The sequence below is a fragment of the Mesorhizobium sp. BH1-1-5 genome, assembly GCF_020165615.1.
Classification (GTDB): Bacteria; Pseudomonadota; Alphaproteobacteria; order Rhizobiales; family Rhizobiaceae; genus Mesorhizobium.
The window spans coordinates 294,744-310,675 of the sequence record NZ_JAIUIM010000006.1 but is presented as its reverse complement, the minus strand read 5'-3'; the positions used below and the strand labels follow the sequence as shown (position 1 = coordinate 310,675).

At 65.5% G+C, this 15,932-nt stretch carries 16 protein-coding genes; all 16 read left to right on the top strand.

Going from position 1 to position 15,932, the window contains the following annotated elements; genetic code table 11:
- Positions 1-121: 121 nt before the first annotated feature.
- The 16 genes from LB572_RS11000 (at position 122) to LB572_RS10925 (ending at position 15,924) form a co-directional block, all read left to right on the top strand.
- A complete protein-coding gene (locus LB572_RS11000; protein WP_224667727.1) occupies positions 122-1,129 on the top strand; it encodes an ABC transporter permease in 1,008 nt (335 codons plus the stop codon).
- Positions 1,122-1,970, top strand: a complete 849-nt coding sequence (locus LB572_RS10995) for an ABC transporter permease (protein ID WP_140805382.1) — start codon at positions 1,122-1,124, stop codon at positions 1,968-1,970. The genes LB572_RS11000 and LB572_RS10995 overlap by 8 nt, the downstream gene beginning before the upstream one ends.
- 8 nt (positions 1,971-1,978) lie before the next feature.
- The gene (locus LB572_RS10990) at positions 1,979-2,857 is read left to right on the top strand and encodes an ABC transporter ATP-binding protein (RefSeq protein WP_412033553.1); all 879 of its coding nucleotides are present in this window, start codon (positions 1,979-1,981) and stop codon (positions 2,855-2,857) included.
- Positions 2,850-3,674 (top strand): ATP-binding cassette domain-containing protein, encoded by an 825-nt coding sequence (locus tag LB572_RS10985; protein WP_224667725.1) that lies wholly within the window; start codon positions 2,850-2,852, stop codon positions 3,672-3,674. The genes LB572_RS10990 and LB572_RS10985 overlap by 8 nt, the downstream gene beginning before the upstream one ends.
- An 81-nt stretch (positions 3,675-3,755) precedes the next feature.
- Positions 3,756-4,355, top strand: coding sequence for a VOC family protein (locus tag LB572_RS10980; protein WP_224667724.1), 600 nt, complete (start codon positions 3,756-3,758; stop codon positions 4,353-4,355).
- Between the two features lie 134 nt (positions 4,356-4,489).
- Positions 4,490-6,784: a bifunctional salicylyl-CoA 5-hydroxylase/oxidoreductase gene (locus tag LB572_RS10975; RefSeq protein WP_224667723.1), complete on the top strand. Its 2,295-nt coding sequence runs from the start codon at positions 4,490-4,492 to the stop codon at positions 6,782-6,784.
- Positions 6,781-7,554, top strand: coding sequence for an SDR family NAD(P)-dependent oxidoreductase (locus LB572_RS10970; RefSeq protein WP_224667722.1), 774 nt, complete (start codon positions 6,781-6,783; stop codon positions 7,552-7,554). Before LB572_RS10975 ends, LB572_RS10970 begins: the two co-directional genes overlap by 4 nt.
- On the top strand, positions 7,548-8,012 hold the full coding sequence (locus LB572_RS10965; RefSeq protein WP_140805370.1) for a MarR family winged helix-turn-helix transcriptional regulator: 465 nt from the start codon (positions 7,548-7,550) through the stop codon (positions 8,010-8,012). The genes LB572_RS10970 and LB572_RS10965 overlap by 7 nt, the downstream gene beginning before the upstream one ends.
- On the top strand, positions 8,009-8,821 hold the full coding sequence (locus LB572_RS10960; protein ID WP_140805368.1) for an enoyl-CoA hydratase family protein: 813 nt from the start codon (positions 8,009-8,011) through the stop codon (positions 8,819-8,821). The genes LB572_RS10965 and LB572_RS10960 overlap by 4 nt, the downstream gene beginning before the upstream one ends.
- A gap of 210 nt (positions 8,822-9,031) precedes the next feature.
- Positions 9,032-10,180, top strand: a complete 1,149-nt coding sequence (locus tag LB572_RS10955) for an acyl-CoA dehydrogenase family protein (protein WP_224667721.1) — start codon at positions 9,032-9,034, stop codon at positions 10,178-10,180.
- A 29-nt stretch (positions 10,181-10,209) separates the two neighbouring features.
- Positions 10,210-10,605 carry a RidA family protein gene (locus LB572_RS10950; RefSeq protein ID WP_140805781.1) on the top strand — a complete coding sequence of 132 codons (396 nt, stop codon included), beginning with the start codon at positions 10,210-10,212 and terminating at the stop codon, positions 10,603-10,605.
- A gap of 166 nt (positions 10,606-10,771) precedes the next feature.
- A complete protein-coding gene (locus tag LB572_RS10945; RefSeq protein ID WP_140805779.1) occupies positions 10,772-11,500 on the top strand; it encodes a GntR family transcriptional regulator in 729 nt (242 codons plus the stop codon).
- Between the two features lie 284 nt (positions 11,501-11,784).
- A complete protein-coding gene (locus LB572_RS10940) occupies positions 11,785-12,924 on the top strand; it encodes an aminotransferase class V-fold PLP-dependent enzyme (protein ID WP_224667720.1) in 1,140 nt (379 codons plus the stop codon).
- A gap of 101 nt (positions 12,925-13,025) precedes the next feature.
- On the top strand, positions 13,026-13,811 hold the full coding sequence (locus LB572_RS10935) for a substrate-binding periplasmic protein (protein WP_224667719.1): 786 nt from the start codon (positions 13,026-13,028) through the stop codon (positions 13,809-13,811).
- A gap of 105 nt (positions 13,812-13,916) precedes the next feature.
- A complete protein-coding gene (locus tag LB572_RS10930; RefSeq protein ID WP_140805773.1) occupies positions 13,917-14,591 on the top strand; it encodes an amino acid ABC transporter permease in 675 nt (224 codons plus the stop codon).
- Between the two features lie 37 nt (positions 14,592-14,628).
- A complete protein-coding gene (locus LB572_RS10925) occupies positions 14,629-15,924 on the top strand; it encodes a cysteine desulfurase-like protein (protein WP_224667718.1) in 1,296 nt (431 codons plus the stop codon).
- The last annotated feature ends 8 nt before the right edge of the window (positions 15,925-15,932 follow it).

Sequence of the window (15,932 nt, the reverse complement as noted above, 5' to 3'; positions counted from 1 at the left end):
GCTTCGCGGCCACCGGTGGGGAGAAGAGACCAGCTCAGCCGCCTGCGACCTCTTCTCCCCAGGGGAGAAGGTGGCCCGAAGGGCCGGATGAGGGGGAGTCCGTTCAAAGTGATTAGGGCGCATGCTGCTGCAGAGATTCCTCGTTCGTCTGTTGACGATGCTGGTGACGCTTTTCGGCGTCGCCATCGTCGTCTTCGTCGTCATCCGCGTGGCGCCCGGCGACCCGATCGCCATGATGCTGCCGCCCGGCGCCAGCGACGACGACATCGCGCGGTTGCGCGCGCTCTACGGACTGGACAAGAGCATCGTGCAGCAATTCTTCATCTGGCTCGGCGGCGTGCTGCATGGGAATTTCGGCACCTCGATCTCGCTGCGCCAGGACGTGCTCGGCCTCGTCTTCAACCGGCTGCCGGCGACACTGGAGCTGGCGACATTCGCGCTGCTGATGGCGATCGCGATCGGGGTGCCCATGGCGATCCTCGGCGCGCGCAATCGCGGTACGGCCGTGGAAGCCGGCGTAGACATCGCCAGCGGCGCGACGCTCTCCATCCCCGATTTCCTGTGGGGCCTGGTGCTGATCCTGCTGTTCGGCGTGCTGGTGCCTGTCTTCGACGTTTCCGGCCGGGTATCGCCGCAGCTCGACCTGCCCTTCGTCACCCAGTTCTATCTGATCGAGAGCATCCTCAGGCTGCGCTTCGACCTCACCTGGGACCTGCTGAAACACATGCTGATGCCGGCCATCGCGCTGGCGCTGCCGCTGGCGGCGATCATCGCGCAACTGCTCAAACAGTCGCTGAAGGAAGTGCTCGACCTCGACTATGTCGTGCTCGCCCGCGTGAAAGGTTTTTCGGAAACGCAGGTCATCCTGCGCGAGGCGCTGAAGAACGCGGCGCTGCCGACGCTGACGCTGGTCGGCGTGCAGTTCACCTTCCTCATAGGCGGTACCGTCATCGTCGAGCGGCTGTTCTCCTACGAGGGCCTCGGCAACATGGCGATCGACGCCGTCATCAACCGTGACCTGCCGCTGATCCAGGGCATCGTGCTGGTGTTCGCGCTGCTTTTCGTGCTGATCAACCTTGCCGTCGACATGATGTATGCGCTGCTCAATCCGAGGCTGCGCCATGGATGAGGCGCGCATCTCGCGACGCGGCCTGGGCCCGCGGCTGTGGCTGGCCGGCGGCTGGCTTGTGCTGGCGCTGCTGGCGGCAATCTTCGCGCCATTGGTCGCGCCGCAGGACCCGCTGGCGCAGGACCTGATGCTGGAGCGGCTGCCGCCTTTCTGGCTGGACGGCGCCGAGCCCGGCTATTGGCTGGGCACCGACAGCCTCGGACGCGATCTGCTGTCGCGGCTGATCTTCGGCGGACGCATCGCCTTTATCGTCGCCTTTGCCGCGGCAACGTCGGCGTGCCTTCTCGGCTCGGCGCTGGGGCTGATCGCCGGCTATTTCGGCGGCTGGGCCGACCGCATCATCTCGCGCGTCGTCGACATCTGGATGGCGTTCCCGCCGGTGCTGTTCGCCATCCTTCTGGTCGCGGTGCTGGGCACCGGCCTGAGCTCCGTCATCCTCGCCATCGCGATCATCGACTGGACGCGCTTCTGCCGGGTGATCCGCGCCGAGGCGATGAGCCAGGCGCGCATGGATTATGTCGAGAGCGCGCGCATCGCCGGCTATGGCCGCATCGGCATCATGCTGCGCGAAGTGCTGCCCAATGTGCTGCCGTCGGTGGTGGCGCTTCTGTCGCTGGAGATGGGCATCGCCGTCATCGTCGAGGCGATCCTGTCCTTCGTCAACCTGTCGATCTCGACCGACGACCCGACCTGGGGCAGCATCATCGCCGAGGGCCGGCTGTCGATCCATCAGGCCTGGTGGGTGCTGGTGTTCCCGCTGATCACGCTGATCCTCACCGTGCTTTCCTTCAGCCAGTTCGGCGAGGCGCTGAAGGCGCGCTTCGATCCGGTGCTGCGATGAGCGCCAATATGGAGCCGTGCCTCGACATCCGCCGCTTGAGCGCCGTGCTGCCCAACGGCCAGCGCGTGCTGCGCTCGGTGTCGCTTGCCGTGCAGCCGGGCGAAGTGCGCGCGCTGGTCGGCGAAAGCGGCGCCGGCAAGACGATGATCGGCAAGGCGGTGCTCGGCGTGCTGCCGAAAAGCGTGCGCGTCGTCGAAGGCGATATGCTGGTCGAAGGCGAGGATCTCGGCCACCTCGATGCCAAGGCGCGGCGGACATTGATCGGCGCGCGCACGGCGCTGATCCCGCAGGACCCGCTCACCGCTCTCAACCCATCGCGCCGGATCGGCGCGCAGATGACCGACCGGCTTGTGCGCATCCTCGGCTGGAGTGGCGAAAGGGCCGACACGCGCCTCCGGCAGTTGCTCGACGAGGTGCAGATCCGCGATCCCGAGCGCGTGCTGAAAAGCTATCCGTATGAGCTCAGTGGCGGCATGCGCCAACGTGTGCTGATCGCGGCGGCCTTCGCGGCGGAGCCGAGGCTGATCGTCGCCGACGAGCCGACGACGGCGCTGGACGTCACAGTGCAGAAGCAGATCCTGCGGCTGATCGCGCAACTGCAGCGCGACCACGGCACGGCGATCCTGTTCGTGACCCACGATCTCGGCGTCGTCGCCAAGATCAGCCAGAAGGTCTCGGTGCTCTATGCCGGCAAGGTGGTCGAGGAGGCAGAGACCGCACGGCTCTTCGCGGCGCCGCAGCATCCCTACACGCGGGCGCTGATCGCGGCGACGCCGCGCTACACCGATCCCTACGCCTCGCTGAAACCGGTGGACGAGAGCGTGCTTGCCGGGCTGGCAGCCGAAATCGCCGCCGCCGACAAGGACTGGAGGCCCGGCCATGGCTGAGCCGCTGTTTTCCGTGCGCGGGCTGAAGGTGGCGCTGCCCGACATGACGCGCAAGCCGCTGATCGGCCGCGCGCCGCTGGCCGAAATCCTCAAAGGGCTCGACTTCGACCTGCCCAAGGGATCGGTGACCGGCATTGTCGGCGAATCCGGCTCCGGCAAGTCGACGCTCGGGCGCGCGCTGGTCAGGCTGCTCGAGCCGAGCGCCGGCGCAATCCGCTTCGAGGGACGCGACATCAGCCATCTTTCGGAAGCCGAGCTCAGACCGCTGCGCCGCGACCTGCAGATGATCTTCCAGGACCCGATGTCGTCGCTCAATCCCAGGCATACGATCTTCAACATCATCGCAGCGCCGTTGAGGCAGAACGGGCTTGGCGACCGGCTCAAGGCGCGCGTGGCTGAAGCCTTGCAGCGCGTCGGCCTGCCGCAGAGTTTTGCCAGCCGCTACCGCCACGAGCTTTCGGGCGGCCAGCGGCAGCGGGTCGGCATCGCAAGGGCGCTGGCGCTGTCGCCGAAATTCGTGCTGGCTGACGAGATCGTCTCGGGCCTCGACGTCTCGACGCAGGCGCAGATCCTGACGCTGCTCGAAAAGCTCGCGGCCGAGATGGGGCTGACGGTCGCCTTCATCAGCCACGACCTTTCGGTGATCCGGCGGCTCTGCCAACAGGTCATCGTCATGCGCGAAGGCAGGATCGTCGAGGCCAGCGCCACCGACGCGCTGTTCGACAATCCGAAGGAGACCTACACGCGCGACCTGCTCGCCGCCATCCCGCTGCCGGAGATCGATCCGGACTGGCTGCAGCCCAAGGCATCGGCATGAAGTGAGTTTTTGATATCCGTATGCCGATCAGCGGGCCTCGGACATGCGCAAGGACAAGACAGCCCGCCAACGGAGGGTGACATGAAATACGCAATCCAGGCAGCGGTCTTCGCGGCCTCTTTGTTCGGCGCAATGGGAACTGCTTCGGCGGATTCGATCCCCGGCATGCGCGGGCACGACCATACCGGCATCACCGTGCCCGACATGAAGCAGGCTGTCGACTTCTTCACCAATGTCGTCGGCTGCAAGAAGGCGATGGCGTTCGGACCGTTCGCCGACGACAAGGGCACCTTCATGCAGGACCTGCTCGGCGTCGACCCGAAGGCGGTGATCGAGGAGATAACCATGGTCCGCTGCGGCTATGGGTCGAACATCGAATTGTTCAAATACACCGCGCCCGACCAGAAGGACCTGACGCCGAAGAACAGCGATATCGGCGGCTTCCACATCGCCTTCTATGTCGACGACGTCGGCGCCGCGAAGACCTACCTCGAGGCCAAGGGCGTGAAGACCCGGATGGGACCGCTGCCGGTGAAGGAAGGCCCGGCCGCCGGCCAGACCATCCTCTATTTCCAGGTGCCCTGGGGGCTGCAGCTGGAGGCGATCAGCTACCCGGACGGGATGGCCTATGAAAAGGGCGCCGAGACGGTGCTGTGGAGTCCGAGGGATCCGACCAAGTGAAAAAACCAAACGTGCCGACGGCGGTCGTTCAATCATGAAACTTCAAGCTTGAAATAATCGCTCGACGGCGCGATACTGGCAATCGGAACCGCCGGCCCATCCGGCGGTTCCGGATGAAGAGGAGATCGCAAGACATGAAGGTTGCGGTTCTCGGCGGCGGACCGGCCGGACTCTACTTTGCCATCTCGCTGAAGCTGCGCGACGCCGCGCATGAGGTGACGGTCTATGAGCGCAACCGACCGGACGACACGTTCGGCTGGGGCGTGGTGCTGTCGGCGGAGACGCTGGAAAACCTGACCAGGAACGATCCGGTCAGCGCGGTCTGGATCAAGAAGCATTTCGCCTACTGGGACGACATCGCCGTCATCCATGACGGCGTGCGCACTGTCTCTTCCGGCCACGGCTTCTGCGGCATCGGCCGCAAGCGGCTCCTGGTCCTGCTGCAGCGGCGCGCCCGCGAGCTCGGCATCAAGATGATGTTCGAGACCGATATTTCCGACCCGAAACCCTTCATGGAAACGCATGACCTGGTGGTCGCGGCCGACGGGCTGAACTCGAAGTCGCGTGCGGCCTTCGCCGATGTCTTCAAGCCGGACATCGACACCCGCAAATGCAAGTTCGTGTGGCTGGGCACCACGCAGAAGTTCGACGACGCCTTCACCTTCATCTTCGAGAAGACGGAGCATGGCTGGGTGTGGGCGCATGCCTACCAGTTCGACAGCGAGACAGCGACCTTCATCGTCGAGTGCAGCGAAGAGACCTGGAACGCTTTCGGCTTCGGCCAGATGACGCAGCAGGAATCGATCGCGGTCTGCGAGCGCATCTTCGCCAAGCATCTCGGCGGCCAGGCGCTGATGACCAACGCCAACCACATCAGAGGTTCGGCCTGGATCAATTTCCCGCGCGTGCTGTGCGAGCGTTGGTCGTACAAGAACCTGGCGCTGATGGGCGATGCGGCGGCTTCGGCGCATTTCTCGATCGGCTCCGGCACCAAGCTCGCGCTGGAGAGCGCGGTGGCGCTGGCCGACTATGTCGAGTCGGAGCCTGACCTCGAAGCAGCCTTCCGCAAATATGAGGATGCGCGGCGCACCGAGGTGCTCAAGCTGCAATCGGCGGCGCGCAATTCGCTCGAATGGTTCGAGGAAGTCGAACGATATCTCGGTTTAGATCCAGTTCAGTTCAACTATTCGCTGCTCACCCGTTCGCAGCGCATCAGCCACGAGAATCTCCGCCTGCGCGACGCCGAATGGCTGGCGGGGGCCGAGGAATGGTTCCAGCGCAAGGCCGGCGCCGGCGGCAACATGTTGCGCCGCGCGCCGATGTTCGCGCCGTTCAAGCTGCGCGACATGACTTTAGCCAACCGCATCGTCGTTTCGCCGATGGCACAGTACAAGGCCGTCGACGGCTGCCCGACCGACTGGCATTTTTCCCACTATGCCGAGCGCGCCAAGGGCGGCGCGGGGCTTCTTTATATCGAGATGACCTGCGTCAGCCCCGAGGGGCGCATCACGCCCGGATGCCCCGGCTTCTACAAGCCCGAGCATGAGGTCGCCTGGAAGCGGCTGGTCGATTTCGTCCATGCCGAGACCGAGGCCAAGATCTGCGCGCAGATCGGCCATTCCGGCGCCAAGGGCTCGACCAGGGTCGGCTGGGAGGGAACGGACGTGCCGCTCATCTCCGGCAACTGGCCGGTGATGGCGCCCTCGGCCGTGGCATGGTCGCCGAAGAATCAGGTGCCGAAGGCGATGGACCGCGCCGACATGGATATGGTCCGCGACCAGTTCGTCGCGTCGGCTCAGATGGCCGAGCGCTGCGGCTTCGACATGCTGGAGATCCACGCCGCGCACGGCTATCTGCTGTCGGCCTTCATCACGCCGCTGACCAACCGCCGCACCGACCAATATGGCGGCTCGCTGGAAAACCGCATGCGCTTTCCGCTGGAGATTTTCCACGCGGTGCGCGCGGTATGGCCGGCCGAAAAGCCGATCTCGATGCGCATCTCGGCCAATGACTGGGTCGGCATCGAGGGTGTGACCCCGGCCGACGCGGTCGAGATCGCAAAGCTACTGCGCGAGGCCGGCGTCGATCTCTGCGACGTCTCCGCCGGACAGACCTCGATTGCGGCCAAGCCGGTCTATGGCCGCATGTTCCAGACGCCGTTCTCCGACCGCATCCGCAATGAGGTCGGCATGGCGACGATGGCGGTCGGCAACATCTACGAGCCCGACCACGCCAACTCGATCCTGATGGCCGGCCGCGCCGACCTGGTGGCGCTGGCCAGGCCGCACCTTGCCGATCCCTACTGGACGCTGCACGCGGCGGTGACGCTCGGCGACCGCGGCGTCAAATGGCCCGATCCCTATCTGCCGGGACGCGACCAGATCTACCGGCTGGCCGAGCGCGAAGCCGCGGCGGGGCTCAAAGTATGAGCGCGGCGCGGGCAATCGCCGGCAAGCACGCGCTGGTCACCGGCGGCGGATCCGGCGTCGGCAAGGCCATCGCGCTGGCGCTCGCGGAAGCAGGCGTTGCCGTCACCATCTGCGGACGGCGCGAAGCGGCGCTGGCCGAGGTCGCGAAGGAAAGCGACCGGATCTTCCCCATTGCGGCGGATGTTACGAACGAGACCGAGATGGCGGCCCTCCACGAGAGGGCGGAAGCCGCGCACGGACCGTTCGACATCGTCATCGCCAATGCCGGCATGGCGGGCAGCGCGCCGGCACACAAGACCGCGCTGGCCGACTGGCAACGCACGCTCGACGTCAACCTCACCGGCGCCTTCCTGACGGTGAAGCCGGCGCTGGCCGGCATGCAGGCGCGGAAGACAGGTCGGATCGTTTTCGTCGCTTCCACCGCCGGCCTGAAGGGCTACGCCTATGTCGCGCCTTACGTCGCCGCCAAGCATGGGGTCGTCGGACTGATGCGGGCGCTGGCCGCCGAAACCGCCAAGTCAGGCGTGACGGTCAACGCCGTCTGCCCGGGCTTCGTCGAAACCGACATGCTGGAAGAGTCCATCACGCGCATCGTCGAGAAGACCGGCCGCTCGGCGGAGGACGCCCGTGCAAGTCTTGCAACAACGAATCCGCAGGGGCGGTTCATCCAACCCGAAGAAGTCGCGTCGGCGGTGCTTTGGCTGTGCAGCGACGCCGCGCGGTCGATCACCGGACAGGCGATCTCGGTCTCGGGAGGCGAGACATGGTAGCGGGACCGACCTCCACCGGCCCCGGCAAGGAGAGGCTGCGGCTCTGGATACGCCTGCTGCGCGCCTCGCGCACCATCGAGGCGGAGTTACGCGAGCGGCTGAAGAAGGAATTCGACACCACGCTGCCGCGCTTCGACGTGATGGCGGCGCTCTACCGCTCGCCGGAAGGCATGCTGATGAGCGACCTGTCGCGCTTCCTGCTGGTGTCGAACGGCAATGTCACCGGCATCGTCGACCGGCTGGTTTCCGAAGGGCTCGTCACCCGCGCGCGCCGCAATGGCGACCGCCGCACCTCGATGGTGCGGCTGACCGCGGAAGGTTCGAAATCTTTCGCCGCGATCGCCGCCGCGCATGAGAATTGGGTCGGCGAGCTGCTCGGCACTGTCAGCGAGGACGAAGCAAGGCGGCTGACCGGCATGCTGAAATCGTTCCGCAGCAATTGGGAGGGACGCGAATGAGCGCCATGGCAAAGCTCAAGCCGAAGCATTTCCTCTGGGAGGTCGAACGCAGGGTCGCGAAAATCCGGCTCGACCGGCCGGAGCGCAAGAACCCGCTGACCTTCGACAGCTATGCGGAGCTGCGCGACACGTTTCGCGACCTCGTCTATGCCGAGGATGTCGACGCCGTGGTGTTCCTGCCCAATGGCGGCAATTTCTGCTCGGGCGGGGATGTCCACGACATCATCGGGCCGCTGGTCAAGATGGACATGAAGCAGTTGCTCGCCTTCACGCGCATGACCGGCGACTTCGTCAAGGCGATGCTCAATTGCGGCAAGCCGATCATTTCGGCGGTCGACGGCGTGGCTGTCGGCGCCGGCGCGATCATCGCCATGAGTTCCGACATCCGCATCGCGACGTCAGAGGCGAAGACGGCTTTCCTGTTCACCCGCGTCGGCCTCGCCGGCTGCGACATGGGAGCCTGCGCGATCCTGCCGCGCATCATCGGCCAGGGCCGCGCGGCCGAGCTGCTCTACACCGGCCGCACCATGAGCGCGGCGGAGGGCGAGCGCTGGGGGTTCTACAATCGGCTGGTGGATGCGGCAGCGCTCGAAGCCGATGCGCTCGACATGGCGGCGCGCATCGTCTCCGGTCCGACCTTCGCGCATGGCATCACCAAGACGCAGCTCAACCAGGAATGGTCGATGGGCCTCGACCAGGCGATCGAGGCGGAAGCGCAGGCCCAGGCGATCTGCATGCAGACCGGCGATTTCGAACGGGCGTACAAGGCGTTCGTGGCCAAGGAAAAGCCGGTGTTCGAGGGGAACTAGGGATGATCGGTTTTCGCCCAGGCACCCCCCTCTGGCCTGCCGGCCATCTCCCCCGCAAGGAGGGAGATCAGACTGCCGCCATGCCTTCGCCAATCGCCAGCGTTATAGGATGGGCACCGAGGTCGAAACTGCCAATCTCCCCCCTTGCGGGGGAGATGTCCGGCAGGACAGAGGGGGGTGTGAAGGAACGCGGCGTACAAGGGTATCCACATGCCTGACCGCTCCTTCCTTTCCTGGCCCTTCTTCGAAGACCGCCACCGCCAACTCGCCGAGCGCCTCGACGCCTGGTGCGCGAAGAACCTCCCCGTCGACCACCACGATGTCGATGCCGCCTGCCACGAACTCGTAGCGAAACTCGGCCGCGACGGCTGGCTGAGGCCGACGGCGCTGGACCCGGCCAACCCAGGACCGCTCGATGTGCGCACGCTGTGCATCACCCGCGAGACGCTTGCCCGCCACGATGGCCTCGCCGATTTCGCCTTCGCCATGCAGGGGCTGGGCACCGGGGCGATCTCGCTGTTCGGCACACCGGACCAGCAGCGCTGGCTGGAAAAGACGCGGGCCGGTCAGGCGATCTCGGCTTTTGCACTCTCCGAGCCGCGTTCGGGGTCGGATGTCGCAAATATGGAAATGACCGCTGCCCTCGACGGCGGCGACTATGTGCTTTCCGGTGAAAAGACCTGGATCTCCAATGGCGGCATCGCCGATCTCTATGTCGTGTTCGCCCGCACCGGCGAGGCGCCAGGCGCCAAGGGGATTTCCGCCTTCATCGTGCCGGGTGACGCCAAGGGCCTCGGCATCGCCGAGCGGCTCGAGGTCATCGCCCCTCACCCGCTGGCGCGACTGTCGTTCGACAATGTCCGCGTCCCGACTTCCGCCCTGATCGGCAAGCCGGGCGACGGTTTCCGCATCGCCATGTCGGTGCTCGACGTCTTCCGCACGACCGTCGGCGCGGCCGCGCTTGGCTTCGCGCGGCGGGCGCTGGACGAGAGCGTCAGCAGAGCCGCCGAGCGCAAGCTATTCGGCGCGCCGATGGCCGAATTGCAGATGGTGCAGGGCCACATCGCTGACATGGCGCTCGATGTCGACGCCGCCGCGCTCCTCATCTACCGCGCCGCATGGACCAAGGACATGGGCGCCGCCCGCGTCACGCGCGAGGCGGCGATGGCCAAGCTGTTCGCCACCGACAAGGCGCAGGAGGTGATCGACAAGGCGGTGCAGCTGCATGGCGGCGACGGCGTGCGCAAGGGCCACATCGTCGAGAGCCTCTATCGTGAGATCCGGGCGCTGCGCATCTACGAGGGCGCTTCCGACGTGCAAAAGGTGGTGATCGCCAGGCAGGTCATGGGCGGGGCGTGAGAACGAGTTTGAACCAGGGGGAACTGGACATGCACACCATTCTGCAGCCGGAAGGCTGGGCCAAACCGATCGGCTACGCCAACGGCGTCGCGGCGCATGGGCGGCTGGTGTTCGTCGGCGGTCAGGTCGGCTGGAACGGGCAATGCCAGTTCGAGACCGACGACTTCGTCGGCCAGGTGCGCCAGACGCTCGCCAATGTCGTCGCGGTGCTTGCCGCAGCCGGCGGCGAACCGCGGCACATCACCTCGATGACCTGGTACTTCACCGACAAGGCCGAGTATCTTGCCAATCTCAAGGGGATCGGCGAGGCCTACCGCGCCGTCATCGGCCGGCATTTTCCGGCGATGGCCGCCATGCAAGTGGTGGCGCTGGTCGAGGACCGCGCCAAGGTGGAGATCCAGGCCATGGCGGTCATCCCGGAGTGAATTTCCAATAGCGCCGACTGCAAGATGCCCAGCCGCGGCAGCGCGGTGGGCTGCGCCGGCTTTTCTCTGAGCTCAATCTGTGATCAGATGATCACGCTCGCTCCTGCGAGCGCGTTTCGCATCTATTCGCACATAGACTTTGCCGGCAGCTAAGGAAAGCAGAAGCGTGGCTCTGGGCTTCGAACCCGTATCGGGACGCGTCACCGTCCAGGATGGCGTCTATCAACAGCTTCGCCATGCCTTGATGGTCGGCAGCTTCGATCCCGGGCAGGTGCTGACCATCGCCTCGCTGGCCGAGGCCTTCGGCACCTCGAACATGCCGGTGCGCGAGGCTCTGCGCCGGCTCGCGGCGGAGAACGCGCTGGAAATCTCGCAAAATGGCTCGGCCTGCGTGCCGGTGGTGACGCGGGCGCGGCTCGACGACCTCTGCCGGGCCCGGCTGGCCGTCGAAGGGCTGGCCGCCGAGCTTGGCGGGCCGCGCCTGACCCCAGCCGATGTCGCTTCCCTGCAGAAGGTTACCGACGACCAGCAGGCGATCGGCCGCGATGGCAGCATCTACGAGCTGATCGCCAAGAACCAGCAGTTCCACTTCACCATCTACCGCGCCTCCGGGTCTGACGTGCTGTTCCAGTTGATCGAGACACTGTGGCTGCGCTTCGGCCCCTATATGCGGCTGTTGTCCAACCATGTCGCGCCGCTGATGCGCGCCGGCACGATGGAGCCCTCGGGGCGACACGCCGCGATCATCGCGGCGCTCAAGGACAAGGATTTTCCCCGCGCCCGCGACGAGGTGGTAGCCGACATCACCGCGACTCAAGCGACCTTGCGCACGATCTGCCCGGATGTGCCCGAGCCCCGGACGGTGGATTTTTCCGCCTTCGGCAAGGGACCCTGACGCCTAGTTCCCTGCGTTTGCGTTGGCAGGTCCTATGATTAGAGATTTGCCGGAACGCCCATTTCGGTCGTCATTCTCGGGTCTGCGCGCGTCGCTTCGCTTCCTTGCTCCTCCCTAGAGTGACGAACCGGCAGTCGCTTCGGCCATCTCCACGGCGATTAGCGGCGGCTCGTGGATCAAGGATAATCGCGCACTTCCTGGTCACCTGTCCGCATTTCTTCCCGCTGCCGATTGATCGCCGTCCAGTTTTGTGATCACATGATCACAAGGGGGCGAGATAGCAAATGTCCGGCTATTTTCTCTATCATTCGATCGGCACTTTTCCCGGCAAGGCCGAGCGCATGGCCGCCGCGCTGGCGGATTTTTCCGGCATCTGGTCGGCAGAGGACGACGGCCAATGGCCGGCCGCGCTGGCCGCCCGCCAACGGTTCATCGACGCCTGGACACGGCTGATCGAAGCGCCGCAAGGCACATTGACCACCGCCGAGAATGTCACCGCAGCGCTCTACAGCCTGATCGGCGGCCTGCCGGCCGAGCGCCTGGCGGGAAAGCGGCTGCTGGTTGCCGCCGACTGTTTTCCAAGCCTGCATTTCCTGCTTGCGGGACTGGCCGAACGCTTCGGCTTCACGCTCGACACGGTGCCGTTGCGGCCGGGCGAAAGCTGGGTGCGCGACGAGGACTTTGTTGCCCATTGGCAAGACGATGTCGGGCTCGCGCTCATCACCTTCGTCACCTCGACGGCCTCGCATCGCTGCGATGTCGGGCGGCTCGCCGCGCATGGCCGCGCCATGGGCAGCATTGTCGGCGTCGATGTCACGCAAGGCATCGGCGTGGCGCCGTTTTCGGTTACCGCGACGCCGGTCGATTTCGTCGTCTCGACTTCGCTGAAATGGCTGTGCGGTTCCTCCGGCGCTGGCATATTGCAAGTCGCGCCGGAATTGCTTGCGACCTGCCGGCCGGAGTTGCGTGGCTGGTTCAGCCAGCCGAACCCGTTCTCCTGGGATCTCGACGCCTTCGCCTATGCCGACGACGCGCGGCGCTTCGACCATGGCACGCCGGCGATCCTGGCAAGCATCGCCTCGCTGCCCGGGCTGGAATGGGTGGAAAGGACCGGCGTCGACGCCATCCGCGCGCAGAACGCAGCGCTCGTCGAGCGCATCGTCGGCGCGGCGCTAGACAATGGCTGGACGCTGCGTTCGCCGCTCGATGCCGGCGAGCGCGGCGGCAGCGTCATGCTCGGCCTGCCGGCAGGCCTGGAGCCGGCCAGGGTCATCGCGGCGCTGCGCAACGAGCGGCTCTATTGCGATGCGCGCGGCACGACGCTCAGGTTGTCGCCTGGCATGGTCACCACGGAGGCGGCGGTCGACGCGCTGCTTGCACGCCTCCAGAAGCATATCGGCTCGCGGCAGCGCCGCGCATCCTGATTGCAGGCACCGCCTCGCCTGCGGCGCCTGGGAGTTGGCGCCGGAAGAAGCGGACCGGGAAATGAGTCACTTTCGACGTGACCGAACCAGAGGGAAGCAAGATGTTGAAACGTCTAGGACTGATTGGGGTGATCGTTGCCGCGGGCATGGCCTTCGCGGCGCCCGCCTTTGCCGACAAGATCATGGTGGGCGCCTACCCGGCCAATCCGCCATGGGAATACAAGACCGAATCCGGTGGCTTCGAGGGCTTTGAGATCGACGTCGCCAACGATGTCGCCAAGCGCATCGGCGCCGATGTCGAGTTCCAGGACCTCGGCTTCCAGGCGCTGTTCGCGGCGACCGCTTCGGGCCGCATCGATTTCGCCGTGTCCTCGATCTCCGTCACCAAGGAACGGCTGCAGAACCAGGGCTTCACCCAACCCTATTACGACAGCGACGGCACGATCGTCGGCAAGGCGGATTCCGCCATCAAGTCGCTCGACGACCTCAAGGGCAAGACCATCGGCGTGATCGCCGGGTCTACCGGCGAGGCCTATATGAAGGATAACGCCGCCAAGCTCGGCGTCGCCGAGACCAAGAGTTACAACGCCCAGCAGGACCTGCTGCTCGACGTGCAGAACGGCCGTATCGACGGCGGCGCCGGCGAGCTCGCCGGCTTCCTGTTCGCCATCAAGCAGATGCCGGCGCTGAAGATCCTGGTGCGGATCCCGACCGGCGAGCGCTTCGCGATGATGACCAAGAAGGGCCATCCGCTGCTCGAAAAGGTCAACGATGCGATCACCGCCATGAAGAAGGACGGCACCATGGGCTCGATCCACAAGAAGTGGTTCGGCGTCGATCCGGAAGCCGGAACCAGCACCGTGACGCCGGGCCCGATCCCGCAATAGTCTGGCGAGATATCGCCGCGGGAGCGCCAGCCCGGCCGGCGCTCCCGCTTCCACCCTTCAGGCCCGCGAAGGCGGTGGGCTTGGCATTGCCTTCATGGTGAGCCGATGGAACTGATCGACACCTTCTTCAACTGGGGCATCCTGGTCCGATCGTTTCCGATCCTGATCCGCGGACTGGGAAACACCGTTATGCTTGGCTTGGCGGCCATCGTCTTCGGCACCATTGCCGGACTGGCGATCTGCCTGGTGCGGCTCTACGCGCCGAAGCCGCTGAGGCGGCTGGCGATCCTCTACATCGACATCTTCCGCGCGCTGCCGATCCTGGTGGTGCTGATCCTGATCTACTACGCCCTGCCCTTCGTCGGCATCCGCCTGTCGTCCTTCGTATCGGCCGCACTCGCGCTGTCGCTGGTGCTCGCGGCCTTCACCGCGGAAGTCTGCCGCGCCGGCATCCAGAACATCCCGAAAGGCCAGTTCGAGGCGGCGGCCGCGCTCGGCCTGCCCTTCTGGGTCGCCATGCGCAAGGTGGTGTTGCCGCAGGCGATCCGCGTCGTCATCCCGCCGCTGACGAGCAATTGCGTTTCGGTGTTCAAGGACACCGCGCTCGCCTCCGTCGTGGCGATGCCGGACCTCTTGAAGCAGGCGACCGACGCGCAGGCGCTGATGGCCAACCCGACGCCGCTGATCGGCGCCGCGATCATCTACCTCGCCTTCCTGTGGCCGCTGGTGCGGCTGGTCGGCTATCTCGAAGAGCGCGGCAAGGCCCGGTCCGCGCACTGATCCCCACTTGAAATCGATGACCTGAAGGAGACGCCTCGTGAACCAGCACCATGTTTCGAAAGCGCAGGAGGGCGCGGCCTCGTTCCCGGTCGAAAAGATCCGCGCCATGTTCCCGGCGCTTAGCCAAGCCGGCGATTTCATCTTCATGGACAATGCCGCCGGCGCGCAGATCCCGCAAAGCGTGCTCGACGCGGTGACCAGCCATCTGGTCGGACACAATGTGCAGCGCGGTGGCCGCTATGGCCGCAGCGTCACGGTCGACCAATCGGTCGCGGAAGCGCGGACAAGCGTCGCGTTGCTGATCAACGCCTACAGCCCGTCAGAAATCTGCTTCGGCATGAACGCCACCTCGTTCATCCGCCTGGTCAGCCTCGGCATCGGCCAGATGCTTGCCAAGGACGAAGACGAGGGACGCGACGAGATCGTCATCACCGACATGGACCACGACGCCAACATCGCCACCTGGCTGGCGCTGGAATCCAGCGGCGCCAAGTTCAAATGGTGGCGCATGCGCGAGGACGGCAACCTGCATGTCGACGACCTCAAGCCGCTTGTGTCGGAGCGTACCCGGCTCGTCGCCTGCACGGTGACGGCGCATTCGATCGGCTCGATCGTCGACGTCGCGTCAGTGGCCAGTATCGCGCACGCGGCAGGCGCCGAAGTGTTTTTGGACTGCGTGCATTACGGACCGCACGGGCTGATCGATGTGCAGGCCTGGGATTGCGACTATCTCGTCTGCTCCGGCTACAAGAATTTCTCGCCGCATATGGGCTTCCTGTGGGGCCGCTTCGAAACGCTGAAGCGGCTGCCGACCTTCCGCGAGGATTTCATTCCGAACGAACCGCCTTACAAGGTCGAGGCCGGCACCTTCATCTACGAGAATGTCTCCGGCATGGACGCGGCGGTGCGCTATCTGGAATCGGTGGGCCGCAATTTCCTTCCCGAGAACAACCGCTCGCGCCGCGACAACATCGTCGCAGGAATGAGCGCCATCCGCGACTACGAGCTGATGCTGGCGCGTGAGATGCTGAAGGTGCTGAAGGATTGCGGCGCGACCATCTACGGCGTTGCCGAAGAGACGCGGATCAACGAACGCGTGCCGACCTTCTGCTTCAACATCGGCAAGCTGTCGCCGCAAAAGATCGTCGAGGAGATGGCGGCCGTGCAGATCGGCATCCGCGACGGCCACATGTATGCGCCGCGGCTGATGAAGCGGCTCAACCTGTCGATGGACAGCGGCGCCATCCGCGCCTCCCTGGTGCACTACAACACGATGGAGGAAGTGCGCCGGTTTGGGGAAGCGCTGCGGGCGATTGTTGCGAAGCTGTCGTGATCTGATCT